We start from the raw sequence: 21,397 nt of genomic DNA on the forward strand, positions 1-21,397 counted from the left end.
TCCTGACTACTGGATATTCTTTGTACCTCTCCCTACGACTGCCTCGATACGACTTTGCAGTCTTTTCCTTAGGTCAACAGCATTGGAGTAGTCAATGAAATTATATTGCCTGGCATCAAAGTGAATGTTTGCAAGGTCTTTCTGATCACAAATCCACAATACGGGCCTGCCAAGTCCTAGCATGAATCCTGACTCAAAGTAGACGCCATTGTTCTGCTCTGTGAAGTCGGCAATGAGGAATTTCGCACGTCGGAGTTGCGCGATTATCTCGTCATCAATTCGGTTTGCATGCTCCACTAGGTCCATGTATACAGGCTCATAGCCTGCCGCCCGAACCGCTGAGGTAATCGGTTCTTTTATGAATCTCCTGGCTTCAGCGAATGACATCGCAATGAAAGTCGCATTTGAGTTTGATCCAGCCTCTTTCCGCCTTGAAAGCTCGGCCCAGCCGGCAGCTGTAAGACAGCAGGGTACTGCAGAAGCTTCAAATGTTTGTTCACTAGTCAAAAAACCATACTTCTCTAGTGCTTCTATTAAGAAAAAGGCTTCGTCCATGTCCCGCGCACAAATCAAGGTGAAGTCATCTTCCAGGTAAAATGTTGTTGACTTGCCAGGTCCTTTCGAGGTCTTGCCAATCCATTGGAGCAATATTCCTAACTTCTCTTCGACTGCGGGCTCCGGACTATTGAGCATCGGAAGTATTTCACTTCGTTGGTGCATTGGAAGCTCGCGTAAGTCTTGAAATCCTTCTGATGCAGTCCTGAAAGCCCAGCTTACCTTATGAAGTTCCTCGAAAAGAGGGTTGCCCTCAGTAGGAATTTCCCATTTGAACTCAGTACTCACGCTGTAAGCGCCACACCGCCGACATATATAGTCTTGTCCCGATCCCAAAACTGTAGATAGGGTCGCGGCAGGTGCATTACAGATCAGACAAAGCCCATTAACATTCTCTTCGTGAAAACGGCTATACATAGCGACCTATTGCAGTAGCGTTCCTTCTTCGGCTGGGTCTTGACTTATTCAGTGGATGACCAAGGCGGCGGCTATCTTCCTGATCTTCGAGGTCGAATAGCTTGACGCCCATTTGCTGCGATTGTTGGCGTAGATGCGTTGGTTCCAGTCCAACGCATCTTGCCACGCTAACTAGTTCTACCAGAAATTAGCAGTAAAGCCCTGCGCGGTGAACTGTTCCAGCGCTCCGGCTAGATAATGGGCAGCACAAACTTGACAAACAAGCCCTCCACAGAGGGAGTAGCTACGTTAGGGCGCCAAGGTACGTTGGACCAAGTCCAAGCCTAAGTCCATTGTTTTGTTAGACCTTGGACTTCAGAGAAAAAATAAAAGGTACAAGACTCCTCTACGTAGGCAGAGGAGTCTGTTGAACGTTACTGCAGCAGCGTCCTCTCTTCGGGCTGAGTTTTGGCCTCTTCGGGGGATGACTACGGCGGCGGCTACCTTGTCCTGATCTTCGAGGTCGAGTAGCTTGACCCCCATGGTGATGCTGCAGGTCCGGGAAGCTAGGCGTAGAGGAGGTGGAGCTTCGCCTGATAGTCGGCTTCCACTTCGCGCTCTTCGACGGTGTGGCCTTCGGGGAGAACGGGGGTGACGGTGGATCCGTCGGGCGCCGTGGATTCGTAGGTGGCGATAGCTTTTCCACTTCCATTCTTGATGACGTTGATCTTCATAAAACTCTCCTAAACTGCGTTGCTGATGAACTGGAAGGCGATTGCCTGGGAACCTACCGTGGTGACGGTGCAGTTGTAGCGGGTGGGGTTGATGTAAGCGGTCACGTTCGAGATGAGTACGCCGGTCAGGTTGTTGGGGAAGGTGCTGTTGAGCTGGCAGACAACGGCTTCGTGGTTGGTCATGCCACCGCCGGAAAAGGCATAGGTGATGGTCGCGTTGCCGTTCTGGGTGATTACAGATGATGTTGCCATGTGTCCTCCGTGCATAGGTGGCGATGCACTCGTCGAGATGGTGCGATGGGAGGGTAATCCGTTTCGCAAGGGCAACGAGAAAAGGCGCGAGGTGATGCCCTCGCGCCCTTCATATACGAATTGAACTACATATCTACTGCAGCAGCGTCCCCTCTTCAGGCTGGGTCTTGGCCTCTTCAGGGGGGATGACTACGGCGGCGGCTACCTTGTCCTGATCTTCGAGGTCGAGTAGCTTGACCCCCATGGTGCTGCGGCCGGCGGCGCGGATGGACTTGGTGTCGATCCGGATGATCTTGCCGAACTGGCTGATGACCATGAGTTCGCTGGTCTCGTCCACGAGGTTGATGCCGGTGACCTTGCCGTTCTTCGCCGTGGTCTTGACGTTGATGACGCCCTTGCCGCCGCGGGTCTGGAGGCGGTACATGTCCACGTCGGTGCGTTTGCCGAAGCCGTTGTCGGTGACGGAGAGGATGAGGCAGGGGGTGAGGCCGAGCTGCTTGTCGAGCTTTTCGAGCTTGGCGGCGGTCTCATTGGAGGTCGCGGGTGCGGCCAGTTCTCCGGGCTCGGCGAGTTCGAGGGGCTGGGCGGCAGTGGTCGAGGTGGCCTCGTCGATGACGGCGGCAACCTGGTCGGTGAGGCCCTTTTCGGCGGCGCGCTCGAGGCGAACCTTGTTGCGGGCCTCGGCAGAGGGGGTAACGGCGGCTCCAATGACGTAGTCGCCCTTCTTCAGCGTGATGCCGCGGTTGCCAGTCGCAGGCCGACCCATGGGGCGGAGGTCCTGCTCGTTGAAGCGGATGGCCATGCCGTCGTGGGTCGCGAGGAAGATGACCTGCTGGCCGTCGGTGATGCGGGCGGTGATCAACTCGTCGTCCTTGTCGATGCCGATGGCGATGATGCCGCGGGACATGACGTTCGAGAAGTCCTTGAGGGGGGTCTTCTTGACAGTGCCGTTGCGGGTGGCGAAGAGGATGTTCATGCCGGCTTCGGAGAGGTCGCGGACGGGGAGGATGGTGACGACCTTCTCGCCGGGCTGGAGGTCGATGAGCGAGGCCATCGCCTTGCCCTTGCCGACGGTACCGGAGTCAGGAATCTCGTAGACCTTGAGCCAGTAGACGCGGCCGGTGTTGGTGAAGCAGAGCAGGAAGGCGTGGGTGGAGTTGACGATAAGCTGGGCGACGAAGTCCTCGTCGCGGGTCTTCATGCCGATGCGCCCGGTGCCGCCGCGACGCTGCTGGCGGTAGGTGGAGATAGGCGTTCGCTTGAGATAACCGGTGTTCGAGACGGTGACGGCGACCTGCTCATCCATGATGAGATCTTCGAGACCGAGCTCGGCGGTCTCATCGAGGATGATGGTGCGGCGGGCGTCGCCGTACTTGTCGCGAATCTCGGTAAGCTCCTTGACGATGACGGCGCGGAGCTTCTCGGGCGAGGCCAGGATGGACTCGAACTCGGCAATGTTGTCGCGGACGGCGCGAAGCTCGTTGAGGAGCTCGTCGATGGAGAGCTGCGTAAGGCGATAGAGCTGCAACTCGAGGATGGCATCAATCTGCCGGTAGCTGAGGATCAGGGTGCCGGTGGTCGAGAAGGTAAGGTCGACGTTGTAGCGAGCGGGGTCGAGCGTAACTCCGGCGAGCTCGGTGCCGCGGAGATTGATGGTCTTGCCGGAGAAGTAGGAGTAGAGGCGCTCGCGAGCTTCGGGGCGGGAACCAGACTGGCGGATGATCTTGATGACGTTATCGAGATGATCGAGCGCGATCTGGTAGCCGAGCAGGATATGCTCGCGGTCGCGGGCCTTCGCGAGGAGGAAAGCAGTGCGGCGGCGGACGACTTCGACGCGGTGGTCGAGGAAGGCGCGGATGGCCTTGTCGAGCGGAAGTTCCTTCGGCTGGCCGTTGTGGACAGCCAGGAAGATCATCGAGAAAGACTCCTGCATCTGGGTGTGCTTGTGGAGCTGGTTGAGGACGATCTGGTGCTCGGCTCCGCGCTTGAGGCCGATGACGATACGCATGCCGTCGCGGTCGGATTCGTCGCGAAACTCGTCGCGGGCAATGTCAGTGATAATGCCCTCGTTGACAAGCTCGGCGATGCGCTCGATCAGCTTGGACTTGTTGACCTGGTACGGAATCTCGGTGACGATGATCGCCTGGCGGCCGCCGGATATGTTCTCAATCGCACACTTGGCGCGCATCATAAAGCGGCCACGGCCAGTCGCGTAGGCGGTGGGAATATTGGTGCGTCCGAAGAGGAAGCCGCCAGTGGGGAAGTCGGGGCCGAGGACATGCTCGAGGACGAGGGCGAGGTCCGAGCGGTGGTCCTGCGGGGACTTCGAGATGAGCGAGATCGCGGCGTTGATGACCTCGGTGAGGTTATGCGGCGGGATGTTGGTCGCCATGCCGACGGCAATGCCTGAAGACCCGTTGACGATGAGGTTCGGGATGCGCGCGGGCAGGACGGTGGGCTCGAGGGTCGACTCGTCGTAGTTGGGGGTGAAGTCTACGGTGTCGGAGTCAATATCCGAGAGCATCTCGCCGGCGATGCGGGTGAGGCGGGACTCGGTGTAGCGCATGGCGGCAGGTGGGTCACCGTCGACTGAGCCGAAGTTTCCCTGGCCGTCGACCATGGGGTAGCGCAGGCTGAAGGGCTGGGCGAGGCGGACCATGGTGTCGTAGATCGCGGAGTCGCCGTGGGGATGGTAGTTGCCCATGACGTGGCCGACCACCTTGGCCGACTTCGTGTACTTCTTGTTGAACTGGAGGCCCATCTCCTGCATGCCGTAGAGAATGCGGCGATGAACAGGCTTAAGACCGTCGCGTACGTCGGGAAGTGCACGCCCGATGATGACGGACATGGAGTAGTCGAGGTACGACCGGCGCATCTCGTCCTCTATATTAATAGAGAGCATGATGGCGGCGCCGCGGCCTTGGACGGTGTTTGGTCCATCAGGCGGCGAGCCGGCGGGCGGCGGTGTGTTGGAGTTTGCGTCCTGCGGAGAAGGTACGTCGGGCGGGCCTAGCGGGAGTTCTGGATTCTGATCGTCAGCCATGGTTTATCTCTCTATTATAGAGGGTTTTGCAGGGCAGAGACAGGGTTGATGCCCCTTCGTGCGGAGTATCTCGGGACATCCCTAGGGTGTTCCGGGTGTCAGCCTAAAGGATCATTCGCTTGCACAAAAAGCTTACTTGCCTTCATAGAAAAATCAATGCTATCTATGAAAATTCATTAGCAGGTAACATTTGCAGCCGCGGGTAAGTGCAGGCTGTCAGAACCGGTCTCCAGCCCTCAATCCTGACTATTTGATCGTTTATTGTGATGCGCAAATAATTTTACGCAACTTCACAATATTTGACGGGTTTTAGGCAACCTTTCAGAGAGTGGGGCAAATCGCGGCCGAAGACCGTCTCATAAGTTGTTACTTTAGTTTAATTCTTCGCTGTGATTAATCCCCTGTAAACCTTTTATTATCTTGTTCTTAGACGATATATCCTGAGCAGGCGTCATTGGGTGATCAGATTGCAGTGACATCTGCATGACTAGGACATTTTGGCATTCCACGCTTCTTACGCTCGGACTTTTATCGAGTTTGATGTCCTCCTCATCAAATTTGTCCCCAACTCTCCAGGCGCAAGAGACGACCGGAGCGATTGTCGGAGCAATCAAGGATGCCAGCGGCGCTGTAATCCCTCATGCGCATGTGCATGTTGATACGGCCTCTTTGCCGGGCGGGAAAACCACAGACACAGACGCGAAAGGCAACTATCATTTTGCCAATCTGCCGCCGGGATCTTATGTGATCACGGTAAGTTCAAAAGGCTTCTCGGAGTTGAGGCGCGAGGGTTTGATGCTTGAGGTGGGTCACTCGCCGAGCGTCGACCTGACGCTGACGGTCGGATCTGAGAGCACCGTTGTTGAGGTGAGCGCCGAGTCGCCGGCGATCGATGTGACGACTGTGACGACGCTGACCAACGTGACGCAGGATGTGATCAACTATGTGCCGCGCGGCCGGTCGTATCAATCCGTGATCCAGTTTGCGCCTTCGGCCCGTAATGAGCCGCTGATGGGCAATACGACTACGAACGGAAGCGGCAGTGTATCGCCGGGCAACGGGAGCAATGGCAATTCCTACGGCTACTCGGTTGCGGGCGGATCGGATTCGGAGAACTCATACCTCGTCGAGGGCCAGGAAACGGCTAACCTGATTGGCGGCTACTCGCACACCAATGTGCCGTTTGACTTCATCCAGGAGGTTCAGGTTAAGAGCTCCGGCATCGAGGCGGAGCATGGCGGAGCACTCGGCGGCGTGGTGAATGTGATTATGCAGAAGGGTAGTCCGAAGTTTCACGGATCGGCCTTCATCCAATTTGAGAACCAGTCGCTCGACGCTGGCCCAAGTCCGTTCTCGCACTACGATGCGACCAGCGCCCCGACGGCGACAAACTGGCAGGGTGCAGCCGGTTACAGTGGACTCGCGGACGCAGCCTATCAGAGCTATCAGCCGATTAAGCCCAATCACAGCGATGTCTTTCCGGGCTTCACGCTGGGTGGTCCACTGGCGATGTTGCTTGCAAGGGCCCTGCCGCTTTCACCCAAATGGAACGATAAACTTTTCTTCTTCGTTGGCTTCAACCCGGAGCTGGCACGCTACTCCGAGCGCCTGAACTTTGGCTCTGCCAATGGCGGCGTTATCCCATTCAGCCAGAATACGAACACGTACTACACAACAGCGCGCATCGATGCGAGGGTGACAGAGCGGGTTCGTGTCTTTGCATCCTGGCTCTACCAGTTGCAGCGTGCAAATGGCGAGAACCTGCCACAGGCTGACTCCAAAAATGGTGCGTTGAATCCTGTGACCGGCTGCTTCGGTGCTGCAGCCACGCCATGCACGGGTTCATTCACCGATCCGTCTGTCTACGCTCACACCCTCGGCTACGACGCTCCGAATACGACGTTCAACACCGGCGCTGATATTACGGTGACTCACAATATCGTAGCGACGACACGATTTGGCTACTATTTCGAGAACTATCACGACTTTGGCTATCCTCAGGGAGGGGTGCTGTACCAGTTCCAGAACAACGGCGTTGGTGCAACTGATGCCAGCGGAACGAATCCACTGCCAGCATCACTTTCCCAGGGTCCGGGCTCCGTAAACGCAGCTCTCGACGCCAACTTCACGGGGTATAACTCCAACAAGGCGATCCAGTTTGATCAGGATGCTGCCTGGTACAAAAGCACGAAATTTGGAACACACAACTTCAAATTCGGATATCAGCTGGTTCGCAATTCGAACTATATCTTCCAGGGTTACAACGAGCCATATGTCCAGGTGAACGTTGGCCAGAGCGCGTCATATGTGCCCGGAAGTCCAACAGGTAAGGCGAACTGCGCTGCTCTGCAAGCGACAACGCAGGCCGCCAACCCGGGTACACCGCCGGCAAACATCGGCTGCGAAGGACAGTATGGCTATGTGACCGTCTACGACTTCGGCACAGGCGGGAAAGCGACCAGCTACGATCATGGTCTCTTTGCGCAGGACTCCTGGACGGTTGGGCATGGAGTGACGCTGGATGTGGGCGTTCGTCTGGATAAGGAGTTTCTACCGGGAGAAGGTCAGGGTGCTGGAGCACCGCCGAAGCCAATCGACTTCAGCTGGGGTGACAAAGTTGCTCCTCGTCTTGGCGCTGCGTGGGATGTTTTCCGGGATGGACGGATGAAGGTGTTTGGTAGCTATGGTGTGTTCTACGACACCATGAAGCTGAACCTGGCGATCAGCTCATTTGGCGGGCAGTACTGGCAAAATTGTGTGTACGGCTTGAACACGTCGAGCCTCACTTCGATCGTTCCTGCCTATGACAGCAATCATCGCTATTGCAGTGGACCAGATGCAACGAACCAGGCAAACTTTACGGGTGGAACGACGCCGGCCGGTTTGACCTTTATCGAAAACCTCAACAATCGCGCCTTTCCGACGACCTGCGCTACGTGCAGTTCGAGCCAGGAAGGTGTTGCTCCCGGGCTCAAGCCGTATCGCCAGCATGAGGCTGTGGCCGGTGTGGACTATCAGCTTGCCCGGAATGTGGCGTTCGAGGCTCGATACGATCGGCGGAGGCTGGATCATGTGATTGAGGACTCGGCGATCGTCAACCCAGAAGTGGGAGAAACCTTTGTCGTGGTCAATCCGGGGCAGGGCGTCAATGCTACTTTTTCAGGATTTTGTAACTTCATCTATGGAACAGGGAGTGCTGGTTGCGTTTCCTCAAACGGCCAGACACCTCCGGATACGACTATTCCTGCGGCCCGCAGCTATGACGGCCTCGAGTTCCGTCTGAACAAGGCGCTGAGCAGCCACTGGTCTGGCCTGTTCTCCTACACGTATAGCCACTTTCGGGGTAACTATACGGGTTTGACCAGTTCAGATATTGCGGATGGAGGCTCGGGCGGACGCAACGCTCCGAACAACAGCCGCGCATTCGACGAGCCATACTTCTCCTATAACGCGCTCGGTGGCTCATCGAGCGGGCTGCTGCCGACGGATCGTCCGAATACGCTGAAGGGCTATGCGTACTATCAGCTTGGCTATTTGAAGCGGTTCACGACGGATCTTGGTGTATTCCAGACCGCCTATCAGGGTTCGCCAAACACGTCGTACGCGAATGTGGGACAGAGTTTCAATGCATTTCCAGTGGACATCTTCAACCGCGGTGTCTGGGCTGATTTCTCGCAGAATCCAACGACAGGTGCGATTACGGTCGGAACTCCGCATACGTATCGCAATCCCTGGTATGTTCAGTCCGACCTGAACGTGACCGAATCGTACAAGCTAACCGAAGATAGGGCGGTGAGCTTCACGGCCACGTTCTCGAACGTCCTCAATCAGCATGTCGTCACCTCGGTCAATGAGCAGGTTGATTCCAGTTATTTTGGCAATCAGTTTATTACCCCGGGCGGATTTACCTACTCGGCTGGACCTGCGTTCTACGCCGCGGCAGAACGAGCCTACAACGTGAGTACTGGACTGAACAGCAACAATGATCTGGGTGGGCCTGAGACGATCAACAGTCAGTATGGCAAGCCTCTCTCATACCAACTGCCACGAACGATTCGGCTCCAGGCGAGATTTAACTTCTAGACTGAATAGACTGAATTTGGCGCTCGTATGTAGGCGGAGAGCTTAGCTCTCCGCCTATGCTTTTTGGGATGTGACGGATCAACCCGGTAAGGCACCTGGAAACACTTTTTGCGTGAAGGATATGCTGCCTTTTATAGGAAAAACACTCACATTATGAAGCAACATGAGTGCAATGAGCTACTTAGCCTATATATGATTTTGCGGAAATCAATTCCTAAATCTATATGGACAAGCCAGACTTCTACGCGAAGGTTGTATTGACTAAATTGCAAATGGTTGTATCTGAAGCACTAACGTGACCATGAACCCGTACGTTCACAATGGCCCGTGAGATGCACTACTCTCCCGCAGTCAACCTCAATGTCTGTCTGTTTATTGAAGCAAAGCATGCGTGGGGATTGATGACCATTTTAGGGAGAACAGCCGGATGAAGAAGTTACTAGGACTTGGCTTGCTTGCAGTTGCATCTGCGGCGGTCAGCTATGGGCAGGCGATATCTGTAAACGGCGGATCGATCGCCGGTACGATCACCGATTCGAGCGGAGCAGTGCTTCCTAACGCGAACATCACTGTCACGGGCACAGATACAGGTTTCAAGAAGGACCTGACCAGCGACTCGGCAGGCTTCTACAGTGTAGGACCCCTAAATCCGGGCAACTACACGGTAACGATTGTTGGAGCAGGCTTTCAGACACTGTCCACAAAGACAGTCGTTCGGACCGGTACAGTCACGAGCGGTAACTTCAAGCTGACCGTAGGTCAGTCCTCCGAGACGATCGAAGTGAACGCGGGCCAGGTTTCGGTAAACACTGAGCAGGCTGGTGTCAGTGACGTCATCACCAATCAGCAAATTCAGTCCTTACCAATCAACGGGCGCAACTTTCTAGATGTGGCTCAGATTGAGCCGGGCGTCATTCTGCAGTCTGGTCAGAGCTTCGATCCAACCAAGGCAGGATATTCAGCGATTTCGGTCTCGGGTGTCTCGGGCCGTACGACCCGCATTCTTCTCGATGGTCAGGACATTACTGATGAGACGGTCGGGACGACTATTTTCAACGTGTCGCAGGGCTCGATCAATGAGTTTCAGTTGAATCGCTCCACTCAGGACGTATCGGGCGATGTAACGTCGACAGGCCAGGTGCTTGTATCGACGACTTCGGGTACGAACAAATTTCACGGTCAGGGTTTTTATAATTTTCAGGATAACCGTGCCGGCTTCGCGACTGTAGAAGGCGTGGATGCGCCATTTCAGCGCAACCAGTTCGGCGGAAGCGTTGGCGGCCCGATCCTGCGAGACAAGCTGTTCTTCTTCGGCAACATCGAGCGAATTAAGCAGGACCAATCTGCTTCTGCGCCAATCGGCTCCATCTTCCCCCAGTATCAGGGGCTGACGGTACCTTCACCCTATCGCGAGACCTATTCGGTCGTCCGGTTGGACTACAACGGTCCGCTGGGTGGCCACTATTTCGTGCGCGGCAACTATAACGTCAACTCGGTCTCCGGTAACTTTGGCGATGGCTTTGAGACCTATGCAAATCGCGATAACACGCCGGGCATCTCAGGTGGCGGCGATTTCTCGACGGGTAAGTTCACTCACTCCTTCCGCGTCAGCTACGAAAAGTTCCACAACCTCATTGCCGACACGTCCGGCAGTGCAGTCACGACCATCAATCCTCTACCGGGAATTACGTTCCAAAACGTTGCAGCTAATCTCTTCACTGGTCCGAACGATAATGCGCCGCAGGGCACGTTTCAATCGGACAAGCAGGTCCGCTATGACGGCACCTGGACCAAGGGTGCGCACAACGTTCGCTATGGTTACAGTTTGAATCGTATTCAGGGCGGCGGTTTCGCTGCATTCTTCGGGCTCGGCGCACGTGTTCGCGAGACAGCTTCGACCATTCTTCCTGGTCACAGCGGAAGCGATCCGCTGAACGATTATTTCGCAAGCTCGATCGTCCTCGGCAACGGGCTCGGCTTCTTTACTGAGCGTCCTGGCTTCGGTCTGCAGGGCGGCGGCGTCGCAGACTGGCGCGAAGGCGCCTACGTCTCTGATTCCTGGCGGATCAAGCCAAGCTTTACCTTCACGGCCGGCCTCCGGTGGAGTGTCGATACGGATCGCGCCAACCAGGATCTTGCAACTCCTCTCTGCTCCGATGTCGATCCAAGTCTTGGGTTCACCGGCTGCTCTGGCGCAACGCCTCTCTTCTCGCAGTTCAGGTCAGATCTAGGCGCAAAGGTCCACCAGCCTTACGCAAATTTTGCTCCGCAAATCGGATTTGCATATGCTCCGGGTAACGCCAAGACGGTGCTTCGTGGTGCTGCGGGTATCTTCTTCGAAGGCGACGTCTTCAACAACACGACGAACGCTCGCGGCAGCCTGTTGAAGTCCGGACCATTTTTCAATGACGTCTCGGTCTGCGGAAGTGGTGTTCTGGATCAACCAGATGGAACGATTGTCTCCAGCGTCACGGTTGGTGGAGTTTCCCAGACCATCGCACAGATCTGCTCTTCGTCGATCGCTTCAGCCGCTCCTTACATCAAGGCTTTGAACACTCTCTACCAAACCAACTCGGCGGCAAACTCCAATGCGGTCAACGGTGGTTATGTCGGGCAAAACCTGACTGTCAACGGCGTTTATGGTGCTCCCTACAAGACGCCGTACTCTGAGCAGTTCAATTTCGGTATTGAGCGCGAGATCTTCAGGGGTGCAACGCTCAAAGCTGACTATGTTCATAACGCTACGCTGAAGATTGGGCAGACACAGGATGTGAACCATGTTGGAGCGGCGCGCTTCCTGAACACGACTGCCGCTCAGGCAGCTATTACGAAGACGCTCGCTGCCTGCGGCGCAACCTCGATTACCGGAGCTCTTGCCGCTTGCCAGACGCACCCCGGCGGCGCGGGTGCCGCAAACGGACCAGTTACCATCGAAGACTTCGCTGCCAACGGTCTTGACTCGGGCGTAACGTACCTTGGAGGCTTTCCTTCCTCGTTTGGCCTGGGTGTAGGTCCGAATCAGGGTGCTGCTTTCGCGGGTCAGAATGCCAACCTCGGAACCGGGGCCTTCATTCTCCCGATCGGACGCTCCGGCTATGATGCTCTGCAGATGGTGTATCACCAGGTGAAGGAGCATCCGCTTCCTGGCATTGTGAGCAGCAACCTGCAGGTTTCATATAGCCTTTCGCGCATCGTTACGACGAATGGCCTTGGAACCTCGGATGGACTGTTCAACAATGCTTCGTACGATAACGACAACCCAACTGGAACCATCGGTCGCGCGTCGCTCGATCACAAACACGAGGTGTCCTTCGGTGGTTCTGCGAAGCTGAAGTATGGCCCGCAGGTCGGTATGATCGGTCACTTCTACTCGGCCAGCCCGACCTCGCTGACTCTGGACGCTGGATTGATTCATGGCAATATCTTCCAGTCGGATCTGACAGGTGATGGAACCACGGGCGATCTCGCTCCCGGCACAGTGCAGGGTGACTACATGCACCGCGTCAAGCCCGGCACCCTTAATAGCTACATCAGCAACTTCAACAACACCAAGGCTGGATCGTTGACTCCTGCCGGTCAGGCCCTTGTGACTGCCGGTCTGTTTACGCAACAGCAGCTAGTACTAGCCGGTGGTGCTGTGCAGCCAATCGCCAGTGTTCCTTCCGCTCGTGCTCTCTCGAATCCGATGACGCGCCTGTTGGACGTCAACGTCTCCTACCCAATTCAGCTTGCACGGTATCGGGAAGGTCTCTCGCTTGAGCCAGCGGTTGCAGTTTACAACGTTGGCAACTTCTCGAATTTCGGTGGAACAAGCCTTGCATCAGGTGTCCTGCTGAACCAGTCAGATGCTGGTGGTCCGGTGAATACCTCGACCGGCTACCTCAACGGACCGAACACCTATGATGCGCAAAACCAGTTCCGTACGATTCGCGGAACGGGTACGTTCAATCAAGGTGCACCGCGCACGATCGAGTACCAACTCAAGCTGAACTTCTAACCCTCTGGCAACAGAGTCTTGAGCGGCGGAGAGCTTCGGCTCTCCGCCGTTTTGCGTTGGTGTGACAGCCTGGCGGACTTGGATGCAGTACGAGGGATCGTGTAGCCCGCATGTGAGGATCAATCAGCCATAGGTATAGCGGACCGTTGTCCCCGATGTTCATGGGTTGTAGGACGGACGCAGTCGACGCACTGCGGAGAGCGTCTGGAATGCTCCCTGGCAACCGCGTTGGAAAGATGTTTATTGATTAACATTTCAAGGCTGGTAAATCTCGGACCGATGTGGTCTTATATCTTTATAAGACTGACTTGGTCCGAGATCAATTTTCGCTTCCTGTGAGCTCCGGGAAGCTCTCGGCAAAAGAGCGGCTTCAGGAGATTTCAACAGTGAAGAAGACAAAGTTGCGCACAATTGCGGAGGGTAACAAGAAGGCTGTTGCTGGCGGGAGCCGTGGTGGCTTTACTGGATCGCGTGGCTGGCTGGCCGCTGGAACACTGGTTGCGGCTGCAATTGGAAGCAGCACCCCGGCAATGGCTTTTGTGACCAAGGATGGTGGCAAGACCGGGCAGGCGTTAAGCCCAGAGGCGAACCTGCCGGTGAAGCGGTTCAGCATTGCCGCTGGAACTCTCGAGGACGGACTGCATGCCTTCCAGGTGGCATCAGGTCTGACGATCAAGCAGTCATTGCCAGCAGGGACGATGGCAGGCTTCCAGACGCAGGGTGTGACTGGCCTGATGCCGTCGGGCGAGGCGTTAACGAAGCTGTTGGAGGGGACAGGGCTTTCGTTCCGGCTGGACGGTACGAGCACCCTAGTGGTTGGGCTACGCGCGTCGGCGGATGTGTCCGTGACGGCGCAGACCACTATGCCGCTATCGCAGTTCACGGAAGCGCTGACGGATACGCCGCAATCAATCACGGTAGTTCCCCAGTACATCATGAAGGAGCAGGGTATCTCCACGCTGCGGGACACGCTGCGCAACGTTCCCGGCATAAGTCTGGCGGCCGGTGAGGGTGGAGCGCAGGGCGATAGTCTGACGATCCGCGGCTTTACGGCGCGCAACGACATCTTCATGGACGGTATCCGCGACTTCGGTAGCTACTACCGCGATTCCTTCAACTATGAGCAGGTTGAGGTGCTCGAAGGACCGGCCGGCATCGAGTTCGGACGTGGATCGACAGGCGGCGTCATCAACCAGGAGAGCAAGCGACCGACGGACAGCAAGTTTGTAACGGGAACGCTGCAGCTTGGAACGGATCTGACGCGGCGTATCACGGTCGACGTAAACCGTCCGCTGGGCCATCTGCCGAATGGTGGCGGCGTCGCCTTCCGCATGAACGTGATGGGTGACGAGGCGAATATCGCCGGGCGCGACGTGGTCGAGAATAAGCGCTTCGGCGTCGCGCCATCGCTAGCCTTTGGCCTGGGCACGACGACGCGGGCGACCGTGTCGTGGGTTCACCTTGGCGAGAACGATATTCCGGACTACGGTATTCCGTGGTTGCTGAATAAGCCTGCGGCGTCGAAGCGATCGGCCTACTACGGCTTCCGTCACTCCAACTTCCTCAACACCCATGACGACATTCTGACTGCGAAGATTGAGCACGATCTGGATGAGCATGTGAGTCTGCGTAGCGTGACGCGCTTTGCAAACTATCCGCGCAATACACAGATCACGGAGCCGCAGGTCTGCTCGAACGGCGCTATCTCAACGGCACCAGCCACATACGGGCAGATCCTGGCGCCAACAAACATTTTCAATTCGGCACTCCTCTGCTCATACAACAATGCGGCGAACCCAACGGCAACGGATCCGGCGACGATCATGGTCAATCGCAACCAGATTACGGTGAAGAGCGTCGAGAGCGATCTATGGCAGCAGGACTCCGCGATCCTGCACTTCAACATTGGACACGTCGCACAGTCGATGGTGCTGGGGATTGAGGGCGGCCGTGAGATGTCTAACCCGACACGCTTTACCTTCACTGGGGTTCCGCCTGCTACGCTGCTGAATCCGAATGAGGACCTGGTCTTCTCAGGCACGAAGGCACTGAATACCATCACGCATGTGGCTGCTGACTCGGGTGGCGTCTACTTCGTCGACACGATGCACCTGGGACGGTACATCGATGTGACAGGCGGAATTCGATACGACTACTTCTACACGCAGCAGCGGCAGTATACGGCGAGCACGACGCAGAATGTCTTTGCGTCACGCACGGATAAGAAGCCATCATATCGAGCAGCGTTCGTGGTGAAGCCGACCCAGCATGGCAGCGTGTACTTCGACTATGGAACGAGCTTCAATCCCTCGGCTGAGTCGCTGTCGTTATCAGCTTCAACGTCAGTGCTGCCACCTGAAGAGAACGAGACGTACGAGGTCGGAACGAAGTGGGACTTCCTGCAGGAGCACTTGACTGTGGCAGGCGCGGCATTTCGAACGGTGAAGGACAATGCGCGTGAGACCTCGCCGTCGAATGCGCTGGTGACGGTACTGGCGGGCAACCAGGAGGTGAAGGGCATGCAGGTCTCGGTGACGGGACGGATGCCGCATGACTTCAACATCCTTTCCGGGTACGCCTATCTTGACAGTAAGGTGATTGCATCCCAGTTCTTCCCGAATGCAATCGGCGCACCGCTGGCGAACGTGCCGAAGCAGACGTTCAACGCATGGTTAACGCGCGGGCTGCTTTATCGGTTCGTAGGCGGTCTGGGTGGGAACTATGTGGCATCCCGGACGGCTAGCTCGACGATCCCGTATGTAGCTACCGCGTGGACAGGAACGACTCCGGCAAATGCGGTGGTGACGGCGATCGGACTGAAGCAGGTTCCGGGATACTGGGCGTTCAACGCCGAGGTGCACCGGCCAATCAATGAGCGGTTCGAGCTGCAGGCGAATGTGTACAACCTGCTCAATCGAGCTTTCATCGATGAGCCACACCCGAGCCATCTGGTTCCGGGAGCGGGACGTAGTGCACTGTTTGGTGTGAACTATAAGTTTTAGTTCCGGTGGGCTTATCCGGAAGGGCAAGCCCGCTCTCTTTTCGTGGCACGGCTGAGGCCGTGCCTCTGTAGGGATGTGAGGATGTAGTTATGTTGATTTCGATTCCGAATGTGTTGACGGCGGAGCAGGTTGCAAAGGCACGTCAGGCGCTCGATGCAGCAGAGTGGATCGACGGACGCGTGACGGCAGGACACCAGTCAGCGCGAACGAAGGATAACGTGCAGTTGCCGGAGGGTCATCCGGTGTCGCGCGAGCTGGGTGAGGTGATCCTGACGGCCTTGGCCCAGAGCACGCTATTCGTCTCGGCTGCACTGCCGCTCAAGGTGTTTCCCCCACTGTTTAATCGATACGCCGGTGGGCAGTCGTTTGGGACGCATGTGGACAATGCGATCAGGCAGGACCCTCGCACAGGCGGTCGGATCAGGACAGATCTGTCGGCGACGCTGTTTCTTTCAAGCCCGGAAGAGTACGACGGCGGTGAGTTGCTGGTGGAGGATACCTACGGGGCGCACTCGGTAAAGCTGCCGGCAGGCAGCATGGTTCTGTATCCGTCGACGAGCCTGCATCGCGTGACGCCGGTGACGCGAGGAGCCCGGGTCAGCAGCTTTTTCTGGCTGCAGAGCATGATCCGCAGCGATGGCGATCGGACATTGCTCTTCGATATGGACCAGGCGATTCAGAAGGTCGAGCGCGAGTCGCCGGGGAGTAGTGCAGCCGTGTCGCTGACCGGGGTTTATCACAATCTGCTGAGGCGCTGGGCAGAGATGTAGGACTGGATCGGTCGCCTCCTGAAAGGCCTATGCGACTCCTATGGTCGCCATTTACAAGGGTTTTATGCACTTGTAGATTGAGAGGCAGGACAACCGCAGGCGGGTTTGCGGAGTCGTATTAGGAGTACAAGGGGGATGCACCGATGCAAGCTATTCATGATGGGCAATGTGGAATCTGTGGACATTTCGGCGAGCACAATGCGAAAAGTGACGTGCTTGTAACGATTCTCTCAAGCAAGAAGGCCGATGAGTCGTTCCTCGATGAGTGCGGTCATCCTAAGCATGCTGCGCTTCACCTGAAGGTGACGGCGATAAGCGGTTGCGACGGTTTTGTGCCTGCAGCCGAAGCGTAAGTTACTTACTAAAATCTTGACTTGGCCTATCGCACATAGTTGCGGCAGGCCATTTCTGTTTCTCGCCAGAGGAACTTCCGCGTGGCGGATCACGTACTATCACTCAAACACCTATGCATCCCTGTTATGTGGTTTTGAGGAGAGTTCATGTCGTCTACATTCCGTCCCATCGTTCTGAAGGCTGCTTTAGTTCTAATTCTTTCTTTGATCTCTGTGCCGACCATGATGCTCGCGCAGGAAGGCACAGGCGCCATCACCGGTGCTGCTGATGCTGGTGCGCAGATCGTTCTAACAAATCTCGACACTCACCAGGTAATCGGCGTCATGGCAAAGTGCGATGGAACGTATCGCGCGACCCAGTTAAAGCCGGGGCGGTATCAGATCATCGAGGGCGGAAAGAACCACGTCGCGCGCTCACTCTCCGTTACTGCCGGGCAAGACTCTCACGTGGATCTGGCGCCGGCATCATCTCTACACAAGGATTGCACCGCATCCTAGCGGCGCCGTCGCTTCCTGGTTTACGCTTCTCGTTGCCCCGATGTCGGCAGAAAGAGACTGAAGACCGTGCCGTGATGGGTCGAATCCTGACTACTGCGGACGGTAAGACGTCCCTCGTGATGGGTGACGATGCCGGATGAGATCCAGAGGCCGAGGCCGGTGCCGTTAAGATCTTTGGTCGTGTAGAAGGGCTCAAAGATACGTGCCCGTACACCTTCTGGCATGCCATGGCCGGTATCGGCGATGGTGATACGTACGCCGCTTCTTGGCGCTGAAGTGCCATCCCCGTAGGAGATGGCATCATGAGCGCGAACAACCAGGCGACCTCCGTTACGCATGGCATCGATTGCGTTCGCGATGAGGTTATTGAGAACCTGACGGATGTCGTTTTCAAAGCACCGGATGCGCGTGCTGCTCACATACTTAGCCTCGACACGGATACCAGAGTTAGTGAGCCTGCCCTGGTAAAGATTGAGGACGGCGTTGACAAGCTCGGCTCCAGTGACCTCAGTCGGTCGGACGGCCTGTCGATGGAAGCGCAAAGTCTGGGTAACGATCTGTGAGACCCGACCGAGTTCGCTCTGGGCCATGTGAACGTATGGCTTGATTGCCTCAGGGAGACTCTCGTCCATAGCGACGAGGTACAGCAGGTTGGTAATCGCCTCTAGGGGGTTGTTGATCTCGTGCGAGATGGAGCTGGCGAGGCGGCCGACGGCGGCAAGCTTCTCGCTCTGGATCAGGGCCTGTTCGGACTTCTTTTGATGGGTGATGTCGAGCGTAGCCGTGGCAATGGCTTGGATTGAGCCATCCAAGGCGAAGACGGGCGCGTAGTTGACATTGAAATAGTGAAGGTCGCCCGGAGAATTGGGGAACTCGCCTTCGATCAGACGATGTTGCGTCTGCCTTTCAGCGACAACCTGTTCGAGAATCTGGCGGGCCGCTGGTGGCGCGATCTCCGAGATGGTGCGTCCGAGAATCTGATTGATCGGTAAGCCGATCATTTCAGCCAGCCGGTCGTTGACGCGAAGATAGCGGAAGTCGACGGGGTCGAAAAGAGCGAGGCCGATCGGCGCTGTGCGGTAGACCGTCTCGAGTTCGGCACGCTGTCGCTCAGTCTCCATATGTTTTTCAAGGAGAGTATCCGCCGTCGTTCTGAGATCGTGGATGTCATAGGCGACACCAAGCCACTGCTGAATGGCGCCCGCCTCGTTGCGGACGGGAAGTGCGCGCAGGCTCCACCAGCGAGGTTTTTGATCAACGGCGCGGGTCAGGTGAGCATCGATGCGGTACTCCTCGCCCGTGGCAACGGAATACATCCAGGCTGCCAGGACGCTGGGACGATCCGCTTCGTCAAAGGCATCATGCCACCCCTGGTTGCCAATGGTCTCGAGTGTCTTGCCGATGTAGTCAAGGAAACCTTGATTGGCGTAGACGATTCGGCCCTCGGGCGAGCCTATCCAAAGGGCCTGCGGGTTGAGGTCGGCAAGAACGCGGTAGCGGGCCTCGCTGTCCAGGAGCTCCGCTTCGTTCTGCTTGCGGGCAGTGATGTCGGTCGTCATCCCGCGAAGGTGCTTTGCCTCACCATTCGCGTCGTAGAGAACAGTGCCGCGGCTTTCAACCCAGATCGTACCGCCGTCCGCAGCAATGACGGGATAATCGGAACTTGTCACCACGTGGGTGTCGATTGCCTCGCGAATGCAGGTATCGATTGCCTCAACGTATGGCGGATCGACCACATCCTTAACAGCTCCGAGGTTCTTGAGGGTTGAGAGGGGGTGTCCAAAGACTTCGAAGGAGCCGTCGCTGAAGGTCATCGCCTCTGTGGTCAGGTCGATGTCCCACGTCGCCACACGCGCGGTCTGCTGAACGAAGGAGAGCGCAGCCTGCTGGTCAAGGAGAATCTGTTTGGCGGCGCGCTCCGCCGTGACATCGCGAAAGAAAACGACGATGCCGTCATTAGAGGGGCGGCACTGGATAGCGAACCAGACGTTCAATGGCTCGGGATAGAACGCCTCGAACTCGCAGGGCGTTCGTCGCTCCATGGTCTCGTGAGAGCGGTCGTAGAACTCCGTGTCGACGGCAAGCGGGAATTCATCCCAGAGACATTTGCCCGTGAGATCCTCACGTCCAAGCACGGTGGCAGCCTGCTGGTTGAGGAAGGTAATCGTCCAATCCCAGTGCAGGCTGACGACGCCGTCCGTAGTGGCTTCGAAGACTTGCTGGAGGCGACGAGCCGTGGCATCGCGGGCCGCTTCGGTATGTTTGCGATCCGTAATGTCCGTCGCGAAGATGATGATGCCATCTTCAATCGGGCGTGCACTGACCTTGAACCAGAGGTTGAGAGGTTCCGGATAGTGAGCTTCAAACTCTGTGGGTATCCGCTGCTCCATGGTGGTCCGATAGGAGGAGGCGTATGGCTCCTCAAAGTTGACGGGAAAACGGGTCCAGAGGTTCGAGCCGATTAGATCGTCTGCCTTGAAGAGAGCTTTGGCGATGTCGTTTGCGAGAGTAAACGTCCAGCTTCGGTCGAGGCAGACAATAGCGTCTGGAACGCCTTGAAAGACCTGGGCGAGCTGACGGCTGGAGATATTGTGCTTTGATTCAGGTCGTTTACCGCTCGAGATATCGCGATAGTAAAGGGCGATGCCCCCGTCAATGGGAGTGATGTGGATGTCGAGCCAGAGATCGAAGGGCGCGTAGTGGAACTCTGTATCGCGCGCGACTCGATTGGCCATAACATCGCGGTAGACCGTCTCCAGTTCAGTACCGACAGTCTCTGGGTATAACTCCCAATGCGTCCTGTGGTGCAGGTCGACAGAGTTGATGCGACTGACTCGCCGTGCCTCTGCATTAGCGAAGGTGATTCGCCAATTGTGGTCAAGCGTGACGAGAGCGTCGGGCAATTCCTCAACGATGCTGGCAAGGTTGGCCGCGCTCACGAAGGCGCGGCCTTGCTGCGGTGACGTCGGGTTGAGGATTGTCGATCGTGTCTCTGCCATCTTCGGCCGTATCTAGTAGTCTCAGTTTTTGAGCGAGTCGTTGCCTAACTTCTCACCATTTGATTCCAATTTGGCGACGCGCGTCTCCAGCGAGGCAATTTGGGTGCGAAGTTCGCCGAGACTGGCTTCAAGTTCGGCTAAACGGCTCGGCTGAGCCGTAGGCGTACTGATCGCAAGAACCTCGGCGCTCGGTGGGCCGCCGAGAAGGTGCATGTAACGCGATTCGCGTGCACCGGGCTGACGCGGGAGGAGGAAGGAGAGCGGCCCCGTAACATTGTCGACGGCGTCGGCGCCTGAAAGTTCGCGGCGGCCGAGGCGATCGAGCGTGGACTGGACGGCAGCGAGGTCGTCGAAGGTAAAGAGGCGATCGGCGCGGCTGCGTAGCTCGCCCGGTGTCTGTGGGCCACGCAGCAGGAGCAGGCAGAGAACGGCAGTCTCGTCACGGCGAAGATTGAATACGGTACGGGCGCGATGCTCGTACTTGGGAACGCGGGCATCACGAGCAGCGGTCGCAAGCTCGAGATCTTCAAGGGTGTGCAGAGCCTGACGGACCTGCTCTTCGTCGAGATCGAGAACGGGATCACGGCTCGAGCGCTGATTGCAGGCGTTGATAAGGGCATTCAGCGATAGTGGGTAAGACTCCGGCGTGGTGATCTCTTTTTCGATCAGAGCACCGAGGACGCGGAGTGGAACAAGGCCGAGGATCATAGATATA

General features: G+C 56.7%; 12 protein-coding genes. 6 read left to right on the plus strand and 6 right to left on the minus strand.

The annotated features are described in order from the left end of the window. Positions 1-6 precede the first annotated feature (6 nt). From OHL20_RS09695 to gyrA, 4 genes are all read right to left on the minus strand, one after another. Positions 7-843, minus strand: coding sequence for a hypothetical protein (locus OHL20_RS09695; RefSeq protein WP_263382989.1), 837 nt, complete (start codon positions 841-843; stop codon positions 7-9). Between the two features lie 674 nt (positions 844-1,517). After that, a complete protein-coding gene (locus tag OHL20_RS09700) occupies positions 1,518-1,685 on the minus strand; it encodes a hypothetical protein (protein ID WP_263382990.1) in 168 nt (55 codons plus the stop codon). Between the two features lie 9 nt (positions 1,686-1,694). Beyond that, a complete protein-coding gene (locus tag OHL20_RS09705) occupies positions 1,695-1,937 on the minus strand; it encodes a hypothetical protein (protein WP_263382991.1) in 243 nt (80 codons plus the stop codon). Between the two features lie 133 nt (positions 1,938-2,070). Beyond that, entirely contained in the window at positions 2,071-4,980 is a 2,910-nt protein-coding gene (gyrA, locus tag OHL20_RS09710) for a DNA gyrase subunit A (protein ID WP_263382992.1), read from the minus strand. A gap of 540 nt (positions 4,981-5,520) precedes the next feature. Here gyrA and OHL20_RS09715 point away from each other — a divergent pair. The 6 genes from OHL20_RS09715 to OHL20_RS09740 all read left to right on the plus strand — a co-directional run bounded on the left by OHL20_RS09715 (position 5,521) and on the right by OHL20_RS09740 (position 17,683). Then, the gene (locus tag OHL20_RS09715; RefSeq protein WP_263382993.1) at positions 5,521-9,063 is read left to right on the plus strand and encodes a TonB-dependent receptor; all 3,543 of its coding nucleotides are present in this window, start codon (positions 5,521-5,523) and stop codon (positions 9,061-9,063) included. 427 nt (positions 9,064-9,490) lie between these two features. Continuing rightward, complete coding sequence (locus OHL20_RS09720; RefSeq protein ID WP_263382994.1) at positions 9,491-13,060, plus strand: TonB-dependent receptor; 3,570 nt, start codon at positions 9,491-9,493, stop codon at positions 13,058-13,060. A 386-nt stretch (positions 13,061-13,446) separates the two neighbouring features. Then, positions 13,447-16,062 carry a TonB-dependent receptor gene (locus OHL20_RS09725; RefSeq protein WP_263382995.1) on the plus strand — a complete coding sequence of 872 codons (2,616 nt, stop codon included), beginning with the start codon at positions 13,447-13,449 and terminating at the stop codon, positions 16,060-16,062. Positions 16,063-16,151: 89 nt separating this feature from the next. Next, on the plus strand, positions 16,152-16,832 hold the full coding sequence (locus tag OHL20_RS09730) for a Fe2+-dependent dioxygenase (RefSeq protein ID WP_263382996.1): 681 nt from the start codon (positions 16,152-16,154) through the stop codon (positions 16,830-16,832). Between the two features lie 212 nt (positions 16,833-17,044). Further along, entirely contained in the window at positions 17,045-17,185 is a 141-nt protein-coding gene (locus OHL20_RS09735; RefSeq protein WP_263382997.1) for a hypothetical protein, read from the plus strand. Positions 17,186-17,332: 147 nt separating this feature from the next. Next, positions 17,333-17,683, plus strand: a complete 351-nt coding sequence (locus tag OHL20_RS09740; RefSeq protein WP_263382998.1) for a carboxypeptidase-like regulatory domain-containing protein — start codon at positions 17,333-17,335, stop codon at positions 17,681-17,683. Between the two features lie 20 nt (positions 17,684-17,703). Here OHL20_RS09740 and OHL20_RS09745 read toward each other — a convergent pair whose 3' ends face one another. Both OHL20_RS09745 and OHL20_RS09750 read right to left on the minus strand, forming a co-directional pair. Further along, positions 17,704-20,682 carry a PAS domain-containing protein gene (locus OHL20_RS09745; RefSeq protein ID WP_263382999.1) on the minus strand — a complete coding sequence of 993 codons (2,979 nt, stop codon included), beginning with the start codon at positions 20,680-20,682 and terminating at the stop codon, positions 17,704-17,706. Between the two features lie 21 nt (positions 20,683-20,703). Then, entirely contained in the window at positions 20,704-21,390 is a 687-nt protein-coding gene (locus OHL20_RS09750; protein WP_263383000.1) for a YceH family protein, read from the minus strand. Positions 21,391-21,397 lie beyond the last annotated feature (7 nt).

Origin of the sequence: Granulicella arctica (assembly GCF_025685605.1) — a bacterium.
Taxonomy (GTDB): domain Bacteria; phylum Acidobacteriota; class Terriglobia; order Terriglobales; family Acidobacteriaceae; genus Edaphobacter; species Edaphobacter arcticus.

What these genes read in the sequence shown, in the direction of transcription:
- OHL20_RS09730 (WP_263382996.1), top strand. Translation starts at nt 16,152, where the DNA reads ATGTTGATTTCGATTCCGAATGTGTTGACGGCGGAGCAGGTTGCAAAG.
- OHL20_RS09705 (WP_263382991.1), bottom strand. Translation starts at nt 1,937, where the DNA reads ATGGCAACATCATCTGTAATCACCCAGAACGGCAACGCGACCATCACC.
- gyrA (WP_263382992.1), bottom strand. Translation starts at nt 4,980, where the DNA reads ATGGCTGACGATCAGAATCCAGAACTCCCGCTAGGCCCGCCCGACGTA.
- OHL20_RS09750 (WP_263383000.1), bottom strand. Translation starts at nt 21,390, where the DNA reads ATGATCCTCGGCCTTGTTCCACTCCGCGTCCTCGGTGCTCTGATCGAA.
- OHL20_RS09700 (WP_263382990.1), bottom strand. Translation starts at nt 1,685, where the DNA reads ATGAAGATCAACGTCATCAAGAATGGAAGTGGAAAAGCTATCGCCACC.
- OHL20_RS09745 (WP_263382999.1), bottom strand. Translation starts at nt 20,682, where the DNA reads ATGGCAGAGACACGATCGACAATCCTCAACCCGACGTCACCGCAGCAA.
- OHL20_RS09720 (WP_263382994.1), top strand. Translation starts at nt 9,491, where the DNA reads ATGAAGAAGTTACTAGGACTTGGCTTGCTTGCAGTTGCATCTGCGGCG.
- OHL20_RS09740 (WP_263382998.1), top strand. Translation starts at nt 17,333, where the DNA reads ATGTCGTCTACATTCCGTCCCATCGTTCTGAAGGCTGCTTTAGTTCTA.
- OHL20_RS09715 (WP_263382993.1), top strand. Translation starts at nt 5,521, where the DNA reads ATGTCCTCCTCATCAAATTTGTCCCCAACTCTCCAGGCGCAAGAGACG.